Source organism: Pseudomonas sp., from assembly GCF_036404235.1.
Classification (GTDB): Bacteria; Pseudomonadota; Gammaproteobacteria; order Pseudomonadales; family Pseudomonadaceae; genus Aquipseudomonas.
The window spans coordinates 1-13,926 of the sequence record NZ_DASWOT010000192.1 but is presented as its reverse complement, the minus strand read 5'-3'; the positions used below and the strand labels follow the sequence as shown (position 1 = coordinate 13,926).

The window sequence follows — 13,926 nt, the reverse complement described above, 5'->3', positions numbered from 1 at the left end:
CTACCTCAGTTTCAGCGTGGCAAGGCCGATCAGCACGAGAATCACGGTGATGATCCAGAAACGGACGATCACACGCGGCTCGGGCCAGCCCTTGAGTTCAAAATGGTGGTGGATCGGCGCCATGCGAAAAACGCGGCGGCCGGTCAACTTAAACGATGCAACCTGAATGACGACTGACAGGGTTTCCATCACGAACACCCCGCCCATGATGAACAGCACGATCTCCTGACGCACAACCACAGCGATAGTGCCCAAGGCCGCGCCCAGCGCCAGCGCACCGACGTCTCCCATGAAGACTTGCGCCGGATAGGTGTTGAACCAGAGAAAGCCCAGGCCTGCACCGATCAGCGCCCCACAGAACACGATCAACTCGCCAGCGCCCGGTACGTAAGGGATCAGCAGGTATTCAGCGAATTTCACGTTACCAGACAGGTAACAGAAGATGCCCAGCGCCCCGCCCACCATCACCGTCGGCAGAATCGCCAGGCCGTCGAGGCCATCGGTCAGGTTGACTGCGTTGCTGGAGCCGACGATGACGAAATAGGTCAGGACCACAAAGCCCACGCCCAACGCGATGCTGAAGTCCTTGAACATCGGAATCAGCAGCGTGGTCTCGACAGGGTTCTGTGCCGTCATATAAAGGAAGATTGCGGCGCCGAGACCAAACACCGATTGCCAGAAATACTTCCAGCGACTTGGCAGCCCCTTGGAGTTTTTCTCGATCACCTTGCGGTAGTCATCGACCCAGCCGATACCGCCGAACAGCAGGGTCACGACCATTACCACCCATACATAGCGGTTGGAAAGGTCAGCCCACAACAGGGTACTGATGGTGATGGCAGACAAAATCAGCGCGCCGCCCATGGTCGGCGTACCAGATTTGGACAGGTGCGATTGCGGACCATCGTTACGAACGGATTGACCGATTTGCTTGTTCTGCAAGGCACGGATCATCCACGGCCCCAGGCACAGTGACAGCGACAATGCAGTGAGCACGCCGAGAATCCCGCGCAGAGTCAGGTACTGGAAGACCGCGAAGCCCTTGTAGAATTGTTGCAGATACTCGGCCAGCAACAGCAGCATTAGTGTTTCTCCAGCATGGTTGCACACAAAGCAGCCACGACGTTTTCCATCGCGGCACTGCGTGAACCTTTGATCAAAATAGTGGTGTTCTTGTCCTGCTCGGCACCAAGTGCTGCGATCAGGTCTGCCTGAGTGGCAAAATGGCGGGCATCCTGCCCGAAAGCCTTCGTTGCATGGGCCATCAATGGACCAACGGCATACAAGGCATCGACTTTACCGGCGGCATATTCGCCGACCTCACGATGGCCCTGCTCCGCCCAGTCGCCCAGTTCGCCGATATCGCCCAGTACCAGCACTTTGCGCCCGGTAAAGCTGGTGAGAATGTCTACTGCGGCGGCAACCGATGTCGGGTTTGCATTGTAGGTGTCATCGATGACGCGCAAACCGTTGGTCGCCAACTGCGCCACAGTGCGGCCTTTTACCGGCTGCACGTTGCTCAAACCGGTAACGATGCCTTGCAGCGACACGCCCAACGCGTGGGCAGCAGCAGCGGCGGCCATTGCATTGGTAACATTGTGTGCGCCAAGCAAATTCAGTTGGACCGACGCAGAACCCATCGGCCCATTGAGCGTGAATGCGGGGCAACCGCGAGCGTCAATCCCCAGATCGCTGGCGTACAGGTCAGCGGCTGGGTTCTTCATGGAAAAACTCAGCACCTTGCGATCACCTGCGCGTGTACGCCAGATGTCGAATGCCTTGTCGTCAAGATTGAGCACCGCAGTGCCGAACGCATCCAAGCCGTCGATAATCTCGCCCTTGGCCTGGACAATTTTTTCCGGACCGCCGAACTCGCCAACATGGGCGGTCCCGGCATTGGTAATCACGCAGACGTGAGGCTTGGTCAGGCTGACGGTGAAGGCGATTTCACCGATGCGCGAGGCGCCCAGCTCTATCACGGCGGCGTCATATTCCGACGTCAACGACAACAGTGTCAGCGGCACGCCCAGCTCATTATTGAGGTTGCCGCGCGTGGCCAACACCGGTCCACGTGTGTGCAGGATGCTCGCGAGCATCTCCTTGACAGTGGTTTTGCCGCTGGAGCCAGTAATGGCCGCCACCGGTTTGTCGATGAACGCATTGCGGTTCAGCGCGCCCAGTTGCGCGAGTGCCTGGCGGGTATCGGCCACCACCAGTTGCGGTAAATGTGAGCCTTTGATCTCGCGCTCGACCAACGCACCCACAGCACCTTTGTCCGCGACCTGATCCAGATAATCGTGGCCGTCGAAACGCGGACCTGTGAGCGCGACGAACAAGTCGCCAGCATCGACGCCACGGCTATCAATGCTCACGGCATCAAACGCGGTGTCTTCACCGACGATGCGCGCATTCAGTGGACCGACCAGTTCGCTGAACAACATAGGCTTAAGCATGCGCGGCCTCCCATGTATTCAGGGCCTTGGCCGCTTCTTCCAGATCGGAGAACGGATGGCGCTTGCCATTGATCTCTTGGTAATCCTCGTGACCCTTACCGGCAAGCACGATGACATCGCGCGCATCGGCATTAGCGATCAATTGCGCGATGGCCGTGCCGCGACCGGCCACGAAGGTGACGTTATCGGCAGCTACAAAACCTGCACGGATATCGTCGAAGATGCGCGTCGGGTTTTCAGTTCTTGGGTTGTCGTCAGTGACCAACACTTTGTCCGCCAGGCGCTCGACAACTTCGGCCATCAATGGCCGCTTGCCACGATCACGATCACCCCCGCAGCCGAACAGGCAGAGCAATTGGCCTTGGGCGTGTGGACGCAGTGCCGAGAGCACTTTCTCCAGGGCGTCCGGCGTGTGAGCGTAATCGACCACCACCAGCGGACGATCGCCCCCTCCCAAACGCTGCATCCGGCCAATTGGGCCTTCAAGGTTTGGCAGCACGTTGAGAATTTCGTCCAGCGGGTAATCCAGCCCCATCAGCGCGCCGATTGCCGCCAGTACGTTGCTCAGATTGAAGCGGCCCAGCAAGCTGCTGCGCAGGACATGCTCACCCTGCGGCGTGACCAACGTGGCGAGTACGCCGTTGTCATCGAAATGCGCCTCGCGGCAATACAGGTAGGCGCTGGAATCTTCTTGGCTGTAGGTAATCAGCCGCGATGGCTGATTGTGTGCGGCCAGTTCACGACCAAAGTCGTCATCCAGATTGATCACTCGGCAGCGCAGGTCATTCCAGGCGAACAGCTTGGCCTTGGCCGCGCCGTATGCTTGCATGGTGCCATGGTAATCGAGGTGATCGCGGGACAAGTTAGTGAACACCGCGACATCAAACGCCAACGCGGTCACACGGCCCTGATCCAGACCATGGGAAGAAACCTCCATGGCAATCGCCTTGGCGCCGGCCTTTCTCAGATCAGTCAGCGTCGCCTGCACGGAAATAGGATCCGGCGTAGTGTGGATTCCGCTTTTTAACGCCCCGTAGAAACCGTTGCCCAGCGTGCCAATAATGCCGCAGTGCTGGCCCAATTGATCGAGCGCTTGCGCGATCAGCTGTGTCACGCTGGTTTTGCCATTGGTGCCGGTGACGCCCACCAGATTCAGGCTGCGCGTCGGGTCGCCGTAGAAGCGCCCAGCAATATCGGACAACTGCGCAGCCAATCCCTTGACCGGAATCAGCGGCACATCGGTGATCGGTAATACTTTCGCGCCTTCGGCTTCGTAGGCTACGGCAGCAGCACCCTGCGCAATGGCGTCGGCAATATGGTCGCGGCCATCGACTTTAAGGCCGGCAATAGCCAGGAACAAATCGCCCGGCCGGACTTTGCGGCTGTCCAGCGTCAATTCCCGAATCAGTAGATCGCGGCCGCTGTAGGCGAAAATCTTGCTCAAGTTAAAGGACATCAGCCACGCCCTCCCTTGACTGGAACGGCAACGGGTGTGGCACTGGCCTGCTCTGGCGGAATGGGGGCAAGGTTGTCAGGGCGCACGTTCATCAACCGCAGCGTGCCGGACATGACTTTGCTGAACACCGGCGCGGACACCAAACCGCCGAAGTAACCGCCCTTGCTTGGCTCGTCGATTACCACCACCACCGCATAGCGCGGGTTGCTCATCGGGCCGAAGCCTGCAAACAGGGAGCGGTAGGAGTTCTCGGCATAGCCCTTGGTGCCCACCGACGTCTTACGCGCCGTGCCGCTCTTGCCTGCAACGTGATAGGACGGGACCCGCGCACGATAAACACCGCGCGGGTCTTCAATGACTTGCTGCAACATGCCCTGCAGGGTTTTTGCGGTCGCTTCCGGGATGGCTTGAGTCGATGTCGAGGGGGTGTCGGTTTTCAGGATCGTCAGCGGAACCAGCTTGCCGTTATTGGCCAGCGCGGAATAGGCGTGAACCAGCTGCAAAGCCGTTACCGACAAACCATAGCCGTAGGACAGCGTGGCTGTTTCAGCCTTACGCCATTCGCGGTAGTTCGGCAGGTTGCCAACGCGCTCCCCTGGAAAACCAAGGCCGGTGTACTGCCCTAGGCCGACGCGCTGCATGGCACGGAAAATCGCTTCGCCGCCAACGTCGAACGCCACTTTGCTCATGCCGACGTTACTGGAGTTGATCAAAATACCAGTCAAATCGAGAATCGGGCCTTCGGTTTTGGTCACGTCGCGGATGGTGTATTTACCAATCTGCAACGTGCCCGGATACACCTCGACCTTGTCGCTGGGTTTCCAGCGACCGCTGTCCAGCGCCGCTGTCATCGAGATCGGCTTCATCGTCGAGCCTGGCTCGAACACGTCGATGATCGCGCGGTTACGCATTGCCGCTGGCACCATGGTGCGACGGTTGTTCGGGTTGTAGGTCGGCTGATTGACCATCGCCAGGACTTCGCCGGTCTTCACGTCCATGATCACTAGGCTACCGGCCTTGGCGTCGTTTTCCTGAATCGCGTTACGCAGCTCGCGAGTGGCCAAATATTGCAGGCGCAGATCAATAGACAAAGCCAAGGTCTTTCCGGCCTTGGCGTTTTTAGTGACCTGGAGATCTTTGATCACCCTGCCTCGACGATCCTTGATCACTTGCCGTTTGCCGGGCACCCCGGCAAGCCAATCGTCGTAGGCCAGTTCGACGCCTTCGCGCCCGTGGTCATCGAGGTCGGTGAACCCGACCATGTGAGCGGTGACATCGCCAGCCGGATAGAAACGCCGGAACTCCTCCTTGGCATAGACACCAGGAACTTTCAGGTCGACAACGGCTTGCCCCTGCTCCGGCGTCAGCCCCCGGACCAGATAGATGAATTCTTTGCTGGCTTGTTGATCGAGGCGTTCGGTCAATGCTTTCGGATCTTGACCAAGAGCGGCAGCCAACAGCCCCCACTTGCTCTTGTCCACCTGCATTTCCGTCGGGTTCGCCCAAATTGTGGCGACAGGCGTACTGACCGCCAATGGTTCGCCATTGCGATCAGTGACCAAACCACGGTGCGCAGGAATCGAAATAGTACGCAAGCTGCGGGCATCGCCTTGCTCGATCAGAAACCGGTGATCGATGACTTGCAGGTCGATGATGCGATAGCAAATTGCAAGCACCATGACGGTCAGTAGCCCGACCACCACGCGAAACCGCCAAGGGTAAAGTGCCCCGTCAAGTTTCATCATGGCGACACCATTCGAATGTTGGCGGCGTCAGGAATGCGCATCTTCAGTTGTTCGGTGGCCAAGGCTTCGATGCGGCTGTGGGCGGTCCAGGTGCTCTGCTCAAGAATCAGACGTCCCCACTCGGCTTGCGCTTTGTCGCGCACGCTGAGTTCGTTGTACAGCGAGTTGAGCAACTGACGGTTCCAGTGCGCACTGTAGGAAACGCCGATTGCCGAAATCAGCACAGCAATAAACAGCAGCAGCATGAAAAAGCTGCCGCCCGGCAAAGGCTTGAGGAAAACGCGGCTCATCGCAGCTTCTCCGCAACACGCATGACGGCGCTGCGAGAACGAGGATTGGCCTTGGTTTCGGCGTCTGAGGCGAATTGTGCTTTGCCGATCAGTTTGAACTTCGGCTCGAATGCTTGATGGCGAATGGGCAAATTGCGCGGCATGTTGTCTGCCTCGCCTTTGACCAGTTTGCGCATGAACTGTTTGACGATGCGGTCTTCCAGGGAATGGAAACTGATCACGACCAGGCGGCCGCCCACTTCCAAGGCTGCCAGCGCGGCCTCAAGGCCCGCTTCAAGATCACCCAGTTCGTTGTTGACGTGGATACGCAACCCTTGAAACGCGCGGGTTGCCGGGTTCTTGCCTTTTTCCCAGGCGGGATTGGCGACCTTGAGGACTTCGGCGAGATCGCCAGTACGCTCGAACGGTTGGGTTTCACGCCGGGCGACGACTGCGCCTGCCATACGACGGGCGAAACGCTCCTCACCGTACTCTTTGAACACGCGGGCAATTTCTTCTGCTGGCGCGGTGTTGACAAACTCGGCAGCACTGACCCCACGGGAGGGGTCCATGCGCATGTCCAGCGGGCCATCGTTCATGAAACTGAAGCCGCGCTCAGGGTCGTCCAATTGCGGTGAAGAAACGCCCAAGTCCAACAGAATACCGCTGACCTTGCCCGCCAACCCTTGGTTTTGAGCCTCTTCGCCCAATTCGGCAAAGCTGCGCTGCACAATGACAAAGCGGCCATCTTCGGCCGCCAGCGCTTGCCCTGTGGCAATCGCTTGAGGATCTTTATCGAATCCGAGAAGCCGGCCATCCGGCCCGAGGTTTTGCAGGATCAGTCGACTGTGCCCACCACGCCCAAATGTGCCATCCAGATAGCAGCCATCAGCGCGCACCGCGAGAGCCTCGACGGCTTCTTCGAGCAGTACGGTGATGTGGGTAAAGCCGCTATTCATAGTCACAAGATCAAATCACGCAGTTCATCAGGCATCGCGCCCGGTTTTTGAATGGCCGCAAGGTCCGCATCAGCAAGCGCGTTCCAGGCGTCCTCGTCCCACAATTGAAACTTATTGAGCTGGCCAACCAACATCACGCGCTTGTCCAACTTGGCGTAATCGCGCAAACGTGGCGGCACCAGAAAACGCCCACTGCCATCGAGTTCCAGATCCACTGCATTGCCAATCAACAAACGTTGCAAACGACGGTTTTCCTCACGGAATGTCGCAAGCTCACGCAATTTCGCTTCGATCAGTTCCCATTCAGGAAGCGGATAGATGCAAAGGCATGGGTCAACGGTGTCGATTGTCACAATTAACTGGCCGGCGCTACGCGAATCCAACTCGTCACGGTACCGACTCGGCATAGCGAGACGGCCCTTTGCATCGAGATTGATTGCGTTGGCACCACGAAACACAGGCGCATTCTCCAAATATTAGCTTTTTGCGTTCAAAAAACCCACTTCACGCCACTTTCTGCCACTTATGCACACTATAGGAATGCGGCCGCCACACCGTCAAGGAGCGGTCCTAAGGAAAATCCTTACAGAACGGAGATTTAGGTGGGGTGACGCAGGCGGCTTAAGAAATTTCGGATAGTTCTGACAGACAAATCCGAGCAGCCTCAAAAACTTGAGGGCCGAACTTAAAGTAATTTATGAAGCTTAAGATCTTTTTGGTATTACGAAGGGAGTTCTGCGATACAAAAAGCGAGGAGGGAAAAGGTGGAGAGTCGATCTGTAAGCCGGGTTCTGTCGAGGACAGTCATTCCTCTACGATGGCCATCACTGGACATCTTTAGCAACCTACCCGGTTCCAGCGCGGGCCACGCCTTGGAACCCTATTTGGTCTTGCTCCGAGTGGGGTTTACCTAGCCACGAACTGTTGCCAGACGTGCGGTGCGCTCTTACCGCACCTTTTCACCCTTACCGGCACCGAAATGCTTAGGCGGTTATTTTCTGTGGCACTTTCCGTAGGCTCACGCCCCCCAGGCGTTACCTGGCACTCCGCCCTATGGAGCCCGGACTTTCCTCCCCCCCCTGTTGCGGAACAACAGAAGGCAGCGACTGTCCAATCGACTCTCCGCCGCCAAGGTTAAAGGCACGCAACCCCAAGAACAAGCTTTAATCGCCCCGTCGCCCTTTTAAGTGTCGAGCCGAGTGCCGCGCGTTACTCATCCTTTTGCTTATCCAGCGCCACTTGATAAAGCAAATTCTTGCGCACACCTGTGATCTCTGCAGCCAATGCGGCGGCGCGTTTGAGGGGCATTTCCTCCAGCAACAAATCCAGCACTCGGCGTGCCTCGGTGCCAATCACATCACTGCCTTCAGGTTCGGTCCAGCCCGCCACCAAGACAACGCATTCGCCCCGCTGCTGATTGCTGTCACCCTCTACAAAAGCCCGCAGTTCAGCCAATGGCAGGCCTTTGAGCGTTTCGAACGTTTTAGTCAGTTCACGCCCTAATACGGCCGGGCGCTCAGCACCGAAAACCTGTTCGAGATCCTGCAGGCATTCAAGGATGCGATGAGGCGCTTCGTAAAAAATCAGCGTACGGGGCTCTTCTTTGAGCAGTTCGAGCCGAGCTCTGCGCCCCACCGCCTTGGCCGGCAGAAAGCCCTCGAAGATAAAGCGGTCGGACGGCAGACCCGCAGCCGACAACGCTGCGATCAACGCACAAGCGCCAGGTACCGGGACGACTTGAATTCCAGCGGCGCGGGCCTGACGCACCAGGTGATAACCAGGATCGGAAATCAATGGCGTACCCGCATCAGAAATCAGCGCGATGCTGTCGCCGGCCAGCAACCTTGTGATGAAACGGCTACCTTCTTCGCGCTCATTATGCTCATGGCACGCAGCCAAAGGTGTCGCGATGCCAAAATGTTGCATCAACCTTAATGAGTGCCGGGTATCTTCGGCGGCGATCAACGCCACCTCACGCAGCACTTTCAACGCGCGCACACTCATGTCGTCCAGGTTGCCAATCGGCGTCGCTACTACATAAAGCGACCCGGCAGTGGAATTCAAAGCACCCGGAGCAGTCAAAGCGCACACCTCATGTTCAGTAAAAGCCCGCATTGTACAGCGTAAGAGCGCTTCAAGCGGGTGACAGGTACAGGGAGAGTGAAATGAACGGACGCATTGATTCAAACCCTCAATACGGTACAACCCGGTGGCTACAACCCGAGGCATGTGACGATATTGGGCCCCGACATGATCAATATCAGCGCTTTAACGCCACCAACGTCGCGCCCCGGCCAGTGCTTGGGTACAATTCCCCGCTAATTTGCTCGAGTATCAGGAACATACACATGATCGCTTGCCTGCGGCTGTTCTCTGCCCTCTGCCTGGCTGCCTTGTTGGCGGCTTGCGCCAGCTCGCCCTCCTCCAGCCTTGGTGAACTTCCACGCACCCCGGACGCCAGCATCGAGCAACTGCTCGAACAAGCCGCTGCCGCCAAGTCCCCCGACAAAGCCGCACTGCTCAGATTGACCGCAGCCGACCAGGCCAATCGGCAAAATGATCCAGGCCGTGCCGCCAGTATTCTTGAACAGGTGCAGATGGACCAGCTCAAGCCGGGCCAACAAATCTACGCCAACACACTGTCCGCTGAACTTGCCCTGGGCCGCAGCCAGCCGAAAGCTGCGCTGACAGCACTTAATCACCCGAGCATGCAGCACCTGGATGAGATGCCGGTCGACTTGCAGATTCGCACGCATACCGTTCGCGCCAAAGCGCTGGAAGCTGATAGCCAAGCCTTTGCCGCCGCCAGCGAACGCGTCTATATGTCGCCGCTGCTTAAAGGTGCCGATGCGAGCGCCAACAACGATGCTATCTGGGCATTGATCGCTGCGCTGCCGCCAGAACAACTGCAAAGCGCCACCCCTGATGTCATGGGCGGTTGGTTGAGTCTGGCCCGGGCTGTCAAAGGCGCAGGAACACTGGAACAACAACAGGCCGCCATCGACACCTGGAAAGCACAAAACCCACAGCACCCTGCAGCACTTCAATTACCGACCACATTGGCGCAACTGCGTGAGCTGAAAAGCGAACCACTGACCAAAATCGCTCTGCTGCTGCCGCAAGATGGCGCGCTGGCTTCGGTTGCCCGCGCATTGCGTGACGGCTTCATGGCCGCGCATTACCAGGCCCAACAAGCCGGTCAAAAACCACCAGCGATCGAAGTGTTCGACAGCTCGCGCGTGACCTCCATGGACGCGTTCTATCAACAAGCCAAAGCCGCCGGCGTGCAATTGGTGGTGGGTCCGCTGGAAAAACCCTTGGTCAAACAGCTCAGCAGCCGTGAGCAACTGCCCATCACTACGCTGGCGCTGAACTACAGCGATAGCAACGTCGAAGGCCCACCGCAGTTGTTCCAGTTCGGCCTTGCCGCTGAAGACGAAGCCCGCGAAGTCGCACGACGCGCCTGGGCTGACGGCAAGCGCAGCGCAGTAGCCATGGTGCCGAAAGGCGAATGGGGCGACCGTGTGCTGGATGCCTTCCGCCAAAGCTGGCAAGCCAAGGGCGGCACCTTGCTGGGTGTAGAGCGCGTCGATCAACCGGTCGCCCTCGCTCAGCAGATCGCAGAACTGTTCCAGTTGCGCAACAGCGAAGGTCGCGCTCAACGCCTGCAAAGCACCACCGGCGCTAATGTTGCTGCACAGCCGACACGCCGTCAGGATGTCGACTTCATGTTCCTCGCCGCAACGCCTCAACAGGCTCAGCAGATCAAACCCACTATGGTCTTCCAGTATGCGGGCGACGTTCCGGTGTACGCGACTTCGCACCTGTTCACCAACAGCGGCGACCAAGCGCAATACAACGACCTCAATGGCGTGCGTTTTTGCGAAACCCCTTGGTTGTTGAATGCAACCGACCCGTTGCGCCAACAAGTTACAGCGCAGTGGCCACAGGCCGGTGGCAGCCTGGGACGCCTGTATGCAATGGGCATCGACGCGTATCGCCTGGCGCCTCGCCTGAGCCAATTGAAAACCCTGCCTGAGAGCCGTATCGACGGTTTGTCTGGCAGTCTGGCCATTGGCCCGACTCAACGCATCGAGCGCCAATTGCCTTGGGCCGAATTCGTCGACGGCAAGATCCAGCGCCTACCGGACACAGCACCTTGATGCAAAGCGGTACACAGCAACAGGCCGGGCGGCAGGCTGAAGCCTACGCCCTGCAACACCTGCAACAGCACGGCTTAACCCTGATTACGCAAAACTGGTCATGCCGTCGCGGCGAGCTCGATCTGGTCATGCTCGACGGCGATACAGTAGTATTCGTCGAAGTTCGCTATCGTCGCCATGCCGGATGGGGTGGAGCATTGGAAAGCGTTGATTACCGCAAGCAGGAAAAGCTCACACTGGCCGCCCAGTCGTTCCTGCAAAAAGAATCGCAATGGGCCAACTCTTCCTGCAGATTCGATGTCGTCGCGATCAACGGTGATCCCGGCTCGGAACCTCCATTGAACTGGCTGAAGAATGCGTTTGATACATGATCTATGTCTCAACTCCAATGCACAGCCTGTCGATACGCTTGAAAGAAATAACCAGAATCAAATTTGCTCTTTGCCTTGCGGGCCGCACAACTTGGGCCAGCCGCCCTTATTAAGGTTTACATAGATGGACATGCAATCCCGAATTCGCCAGCTTTTCCAGGCCAGCATCGACACCAAGCAACAGGCGATGGACGTTCTTGCACCGCACATCGAACAGGCCAGCCAAGTGATGGTCAACGCCTTGCTCAACGAAGGCAAAATGCTTTCCTGCGGAAATGGCGGCTCGGCTGGCGACGCTCAACACTTTTCGTCCGAGCTGCTCAATCGCTTTGAACGCGAACGCCCGAGCCTACCGGCCATCGCTCTGACGACTGACACCTCGACGATTACCTCGATCGCCAACGATTACAGCTATAACGAGGTGTTCTCCAAACAGATTCGCGCGCTGGGCCAGCCCGGCGACGTGTTGCTGGCGATTTCCACCAGCGGCAATTCCGCCAACATTGTTCAGGCCATCCAGGCTGCACATGATCGGGAAATGATCGTCGTCGCCCTGACCGGGCGCGACGGCGGCGACATGGCGTCACTGTTGTTGCCTGAAGACGTGGAAATCCGCGTCCCAGCCAAAGTCACCGCACGCATCCAGGAAGTCCACCTGCTGGCGATCCACTGCCTTTGCGACTTGATCGACAGCCAACTGTTCGGGAGTGAAGAATGATTTCTAAACGTCTTAGCCTATTGGCCCTGACGCTGTGCCTGGGCATCAGCGGCTGCAGCTCGGTGATCAACGCAAGCCGGGAAAAACCGATTGATGATGATCGGGGTACGCGTACCTTTGGCAGCAAGATCGATGACTCGCTGATCGAAACCAAAGTGGCGGTCAACATCGCCAAGGCAAGCCCCGATCTGGATGACAACTCGCACATTGTCGTGACCAGCTTCAACGGTATCGTGCTACTGGCCGGGCAAACCCCACGCGCCGACCTCAAGCAATTGGCCGAACAGACCGCCGCCGCCGTACAGAAGGTGAAAAAGGTCAACAACGAGCTGCAAGTGATTCAGCCCTCGTCACTGCTGGCGCGTAACAACGACGCCTGGCTGACCACCAAGATCAAGACCGAGATGCTCACCGACAGCGCCATCCCCGGCTCGCGCATCAAGGTCGTGACCGAGAACGGCATCGTCTACATGCTCGGTCTGCTCACCCAGCAGGAGGCGGCCCGCGCCACCAACCTGGTGCAAGGTGTCAGCGGCGTGCAGAAGATCGTAAAGCTGTTTGAGTACATCGACTGAGCCAGACGTGTAACAACGCGTCGAGTGTTAATGCCCAACAGGCTCGGCGACTACGTCAGCGATACCTGAACTGCCCGTCCTGATGGGCAGTTTCGTCATGATCCCAAACATTGTCCCGCTGCAATCCAGGTGATCGCAGCGACCAATAAGAGGTTCGTCGAATGAGTAAAGCATCCTATATTCCGCCAAAGGTCTGGCAATACGAGGCGCCTTCTGGTGGAGAGTTCGCCAGTATCAACCGGCCCACTGCCGGAGCGACCCATGACAAGGTGTTACCTGTTGGCAAACACCCCTTGCAGCTCTATTCATTGGCCACACCCAATGGCGTGAAGGTCACCATTTTGCTTGAGGAGCTGCTGGCGCTCGGGCAGACCGACGCTGAGTACGATGCTTGGCTCATCCGCATCACAGAGGGCGATCAGTTCTCAAGCGGGTTTGTCGAGGTCAACCCCAACTCGAAGATCCCCGCCCTGATGGACCACAGCGTAAAGCCGGCCATCCGAGTGTTCGAATCCGGCTCGATCCTGCTTTACCTGGCGGAAAAGTTCGGCCACTTCCTACCCACCGATCTGGCTGGGCGCACGGAAACCCTAAATTGGCTTTTCTGGCAAATGGGCGCAGCACCTTATCTGGGCGGCGGCTTCGGACACTTCTACGCCTATGCGCCGGAGAAACTCGAATACCCGATCAATCGCTTCACCATGGAAGCGAAGCGCCAACTGGATGTCCTCGACCGTCGCCTTGGTGAGAGCCCCTACTTGGCGGGTGACAGTTACACCATTGCTGATATTGCAGTCTGGCCCTGGTACGGGCAGTTGGTCCGGGGCAATCTGTACTCGGCTGCGCAGTTCCTTGGCGCACAGCAATACACCCACGTGCAGCGCTGGGCGGAGCAGATCGCCAACCGACCTGCGGTCATCCGTGGGCAACGGGTCAACCGAATCTGGGGTGATGAGGCGAGCCAAGTGCCGGAGCGGCATCAGGCAGCAGATCTGGGCTGAAAACCATACTGGTTGCTGCCCACCAGACGCAGCGCGATCCGTTGAACGAGAATGAACCGAACATCCGGTCCAAAAGTGTCTAGTCCTGAAATAGGTTTACACCTGTTTCATCCCAACGCCCGATGCACCGCATCGGGCGTTTTGTATTTCAAAGACAGGTGCGGTCGCTCGCCGTTGTAGATCGAGACCGACTCACCCACCATCTTCTTCGCCTGT

General features: G+C 57.9%; 13 protein-coding genes and 1 other RNA gene. 5 read left to right on the top strand and 9 right to left on the bottom strand.

The annotated features are described in order from the left end of the window. From mraY to rsmI, 9 genes are all read right to left on the bottom strand, one after another. Positions 1–1,083, bottom strand: a complete 1,083-nt coding sequence (gene mraY / locus VGC62_RS24335) for a phospho-N-acetylmuramoyl-pentapeptide-transferase (protein WP_331189629.1) — start codon at positions 1,081–1,083, stop codon at positions 1–3. Next, on the bottom strand, positions 1,083–2,453 hold the full coding sequence (locus VGC62_RS24330) for a UDP-N-acetylmuramoyl-tripeptide--D-alanyl-D-alanine ligase (protein ID WP_331189628.1): 1,371 nt from the start codon (positions 2,451–2,453) through the stop codon (positions 1,083–1,085). Before VGC62_RS24330 ends, mraY begins: the two co-directional genes overlap by 1 nt. Next, positions 2,446–3,909 carry a UDP-N-acetylmuramoyl-L-alanyl-D-glutamate--2,6-diaminopimelate ligase gene (gene murE, locus VGC62_RS24325; protein ID WP_331189627.1) on the bottom strand — a complete coding sequence of 488 codons (1,464 nt, stop codon included), beginning with the start codon at positions 3,907–3,909 and terminating at the stop codon, positions 2,446–2,448. The genes VGC62_RS24330 and murE overlap by 8 nt, the downstream gene beginning before the upstream one ends. Next, positions 3,909–5,654 (bottom strand): penicillin-binding protein 2, encoded by a 1,746-nt coding sequence (locus VGC62_RS24320; RefSeq protein ID WP_331189626.1) that lies wholly within the window; start codon positions 5,652–5,654, stop codon positions 3,909–3,911. Before VGC62_RS24320 ends, murE begins: the two co-directional genes overlap by 1 nt. Beyond that, on the bottom strand, positions 5,651–5,944 hold the full coding sequence (gene ftsL, locus VGC62_RS24315) for a cell division protein FtsL (protein ID WP_331189625.1): 294 nt from the start codon (positions 5,942–5,944) through the stop codon (positions 5,651–5,653). Before ftsL ends, VGC62_RS24320 begins: the two co-directional genes overlap by 4 nt. Then, the gene (rsmH, locus tag VGC62_RS24310) at positions 5,941–6,882 is read right to left on the bottom strand and encodes a 16S rRNA (cytosine(1402)-N(4))-methyltransferase RsmH (protein WP_331189641.1); all 942 of its coding nucleotides are present in this window, start codon (positions 6,880–6,882) and stop codon (positions 5,941–5,943) included. The genes ftsL and rsmH overlap by 4 nt, the downstream gene beginning before the upstream one ends. 2 nt (positions 6,883–6,884) lie before the next feature. Further along, on the bottom strand, positions 6,885–7,340 hold the full coding sequence (mraZ, locus tag VGC62_RS24305; protein WP_108236909.1) for a division/cell wall cluster transcriptional repressor MraZ: 456 nt from the start codon (positions 7,338–7,340) through the stop codon (positions 6,885–6,887). Between the two features lie 306 nt (positions 7,341–7,646). Beyond that, positions 7,647–8,004: RNase P RNA component class A (rnpB, locus tag VGC62_RS24300), an RNA gene on the bottom strand. A gap of 87 nt (positions 8,005–8,091) precedes the next feature. Continuing rightward, entirely contained in the window at positions 8,092–8,997 is a 906-nt protein-coding gene (rsmI, locus tag VGC62_RS24295; protein ID WP_331189624.1) for a 16S rRNA (cytidine(1402)-2'-O)-methyltransferase, read from the bottom strand. A 233-nt stretch (positions 8,998–9,230) separates the two neighbouring features. Here rsmI and VGC62_RS24290 point away from each other — a divergent pair, with 233 nt between their 5' ends. The 5 genes from VGC62_RS24290 (at position 9,231) to yghU (ending at position 13,710) form a co-directional block, all read left to right on the top strand. Next, positions 9,231–11,045 carry a penicillin-binding protein activator gene (locus VGC62_RS24290; RefSeq protein ID WP_331189623.1) on the top strand — a complete coding sequence of 605 codons (1,815 nt, stop codon included), beginning with the start codon at positions 9,231–9,233 and terminating at the stop codon, positions 11,043–11,045. Beyond that, on the top strand, positions 11,045–11,416 hold the full coding sequence (locus VGC62_RS24285; RefSeq protein ID WP_331189640.1) for a YraN family protein: 372 nt from the start codon (positions 11,045–11,047) through the stop codon (positions 11,414–11,416). Before VGC62_RS24290 ends, VGC62_RS24285 begins: the two co-directional genes overlap by 1 nt. 124 nt (positions 11,417–11,540) lie before the next feature. Then, entirely contained in the window at positions 11,541–12,134 is a 594-nt protein-coding gene (locus VGC62_RS24280) for a phosphoheptose isomerase (RefSeq protein WP_331189622.1), read from the top strand. Next, the gene (locus VGC62_RS24275; RefSeq protein ID WP_331189621.1) at positions 12,131–12,709 is read left to right on the top strand and encodes a BON domain-containing protein; all 579 of its coding nucleotides are present in this window, start codon (positions 12,131–12,133) and stop codon (positions 12,707–12,709) included. Before VGC62_RS24280 ends, VGC62_RS24275 begins: the two co-directional genes overlap by 4 nt. A gap of 161 nt (positions 12,710–12,870) precedes the next feature. Beyond that, complete coding sequence (yghU, locus tag VGC62_RS24270) at positions 12,871–13,710, top strand: glutathione-dependent disulfide-bond oxidoreductase (RefSeq protein ID WP_331189620.1); 840 nt, start codon at positions 12,871–12,873, stop codon at positions 13,708–13,710. Positions 13,711–13,926 lie beyond the last annotated feature (216 nt).